We start from the raw sequence: 3,247 nt of genomic DNA on the forward strand, positions 1-3,247 counted from the left end.
GCTTTGGCGGCGGTGAATCGGGAGAATGTGGAGAATAGGCGCACATATCAAGAGGCGCAAGAAGAAGTCGAACGGCTGCGGGCGGAGGTCTATGATCTCAGAAAAGAGCTGTTCGGACTGGAAGAGGAGAGCAAGGAGCGCCGCTATATGAATCCCGAGCAGCTGAAAGGATCGCCGTATGCGGGGATGTCGGAAAGAGAGATCGAGGATGAAAAGAAGCGAAGGAACGAGGCGCTCAAGGAAAAAGAGCGTGCGTTCTACGAGGCGGGGCATCGGCTCGAACGCGCCGCCGCGCTGCCGATACGAGAGGGCGCGGAGCTGATCGAAGAGGCCGAGATGCGCTCGGTGCAGGCTGCTGACGGGGCGGTGCGCGACGTGATCGGCTCGGGGCAGACGAAGGATCTTTCGGCGCTGCAGCGTTCGCGAAACGAGGCGGTGAAGATGTTCACGTCGTTTTATTCGTATTTCAATACGCAGTTCAATGCGCTCTTGGAATCGCACTTCAAGGGCAAGTACAGCGAGGAAGGCACTTCGCGTGTCGATGTCTGGATGCCGCTGGCGCGTTCGCTCATCTATCGCATCGTCCTCGTCAGCATCCTCGGGGCGATGGGGAAGTTCGCGCTCGGTCTTGAAGGGGACGATGATCGCGCGAGGTATCGCACGGTGAAAGATCCCAAGACGGGCGAAAAGAAGAAGGTCGAGGTGCCGAAAGAGGAGCGTTTCCTGCGCGTCTTGGGCAAGAATCTCCTGTCAACGACGACGGGAACGATGTCGTTTTTCCGTGATTTTGCGGGGATGGTGGCGAGCAAGGTCTTTGATGGGACGACGTACGGGCGCAATTTCGAGCTTGGTTCTGTCGTGACGCGCGGCTTGAAGCAGGCGCAGGCGACGATGGAGCTGATCGAAAAGAAGGGCGAGCAGGATCTGGCGCGAGAGGAAAAAGCCGCCGAGGAGCGCCGAAAGATGCAGAAGATGACGCCTCGTAGGCGCAGACAGTACGAAAATGACAAGAAGTACAAGAAGCCGAAGAAGGAGATCGGCTATATCGACGTCATGAAGTCGGGCGCACAGACGATCAGCACGGTGACGGCGGCGCGTACGGGCGTGACGAATACGCTCGCAGACGGCATTTTCACGGTCTTGCAGTACATGACGGACAGCATGGAGAAGGATCCGTACTATGATCGGAGCATGGAGAATGTGCTTCGAAGCGTGTTGTTCGACAAGAAGCTCCGAGCGAAAGAGACGCCGGAGAAGCCGAAGAAGCACAAGGACAAGAGGCGCAGGCGAGGCGCTCGATGAGAAAGAGGGGAGAACATGATTAACCATTTGACGACGAAGGTGATCTATCAGGGCGACGGCAAGACGCGGCGCTTTCCGTTTGCGTTTCCGTTCGCCGATGTGACGGATGTCAAGGTGGTGATTTATGATAGAGCGGCAGAGCGCGAGACGCTTCTTGCCGGGGATTATTTCGTCGATGCGAAGACGCGCACGGTGCTTTATCCGGGGTACGCGCCGGGCGAGGAGAAGCCGGAGAGCGAGCAGCCGCCGACGCTTTCGGCGGGGCAGAAGATCGTCATTTACCGCAATACGCCAAGAACGCAGATGGTGGATCTCGGGGAGAAGTATCCGCTGCCTGCGGTGGAGGCCATGCCGGACAAGCTGACGATGATCGTCCAAGAGATCTGGGAGGTCTTGGAGCGCTGCGTCAAGGGCGGTATCAGCGGCACGAAGGCGCCGAATGTGATCGTGGTGGAAAAGCCGGGGACGGGCAGCGGCGGCGGCGCGGTCGGCGGCAAGGGGCTGCTGTCGTTTGGCACGATGGCGGATCTTTTGCAAAACGGCACCAAGGGCATCGGCGTCGGAACGGAGTTCAAGACGATGGGATACAGGCGTCCTTTCGACGGGGGCGGCGCGAACTATATCGCAAAGTATCTGTGGTCGGGGACAGCGTTTCCCTGGGCGATTGATTTGGGGGCGACGAGTGAGACGGAGTACGAGCTGGTCTATAAGCGCGACGGCACGCCGGAGGTGGATGAGAAGGGCGCGTATGTGCTGAAGAAGGACGCACAGGGCAATCCGATTCCGGTCTATGAAGCTGACGGCAAGACGATCAAGAAGAAGCATCTTTATGCGATGATTACAGATCGAACGGTGAATTATCGGCAGTTCGGCGCGGTCTTGGACGGTGCGGCGGACGATGAGCAGGCGCTTAGGATGTGTCACCGCTATCAGTCGGAGACGTATACGATCGAGCCTTTGACGGAGCGCAAGCGGTATACGGTGACGGTGGCAAATCATGAGGGCATTATCCGAAAGGACAACAATGAACCGATCCAGTGCTGCGGCAATATTGATTTGTCGGGTTCGGAGCTTTTGGTCAAGGATGACAATGCAACATGGTTCGGCTTTTATCTCTGGGGGGACAATGAGGCGGATTATTTCGCGTTTGAGCCGACGAAAGAGGCGACGGATACATGGGTGCGGGATAATTTCGCGGTGAATGTCAACGGCAACGATTCGACGCTGCAGCAGAATGCTTTGATGTTCTTGAAGGAAGATCCGTATGCGGTGCGCGATGATGGCGGGTATCTTTACTCGGAGCCTCGGTATGAGCTGCTTTTGCATACGACGGACGGGCTTTTGACGTCGCCGATCACGTACGACTGGAATCATCCGGGCGGCTTGGAGATCCATTCGGTGGTTTCGACGTATGGCGGGCATGAGGCGACGACGCAGACGGTGAACTCGCATTTTGCCTGCGGCTATACGATGTTGCCGGCGACGCATTACTTTTTCAAGGGCTGCGATGTGCGGCTCAAGACGACGGCGAACAAGTATGCTGCGGTGCTCTGGTGCAAGTGCCACAATGCACATGTCAGCGGCTTCAATATCGTGCCGGATGCAAATGAGATGCACAATACGCGCTTTAAGAATGCGATGATCTATATCTGGGGCGCGTACAATGTCGAGGTGTCGGATATCGTGGGCTGCAATGCGGCGGGCAAGAAAGAGGGCAGCAAGAACGGCACGTCGGGCTATGTGATTCGCGCGACGAATTGCCTGAATCTGCGTCTGCATGATATCAGCGTGCAGGGGTACTGGGGCGCGACGGCGATGAATTGCGTGAAGGATGTGCATATCGAGCGCGTTTCCATCAATCGCTTGGATATTCACAATTATTTTTACAATCTGTGGATCAATGAATGCAATTTGTTCAATCACGCGATTCAGATCGGCGAGGGGC

The 3,247-nt window shown here is 56.8% G+C and carries 1 protein-coding gene and 1 pseudogene; both read left to right on the top strand.

Annotated elements, in window-relative coordinates; genetic code table 11:
* A partial coding sequence (locus tag ACTTKG_RS10050) for a hypothetical protein (RefSeq protein WP_442674063.1) occupies positions 1–1,302 on the top strand: 1,302 nt, incomplete at its 5' end.
* 15 nt (positions 1,303–1,317) lie between these two features.
* Positions 1,318–3,247, top strand: a pseudogene (locus ACTTKG_RS10055) (hypothetical protein); the annotation flags it as partial.

The sequence above is a fragment of the Selenomonas sp. genome (assembly GCF_052169755.1).
Classification (GTDB): Bacteria; Bacillota; Negativicutes; order Selenomonadales; family Selenomonadaceae; genus Selenomonas.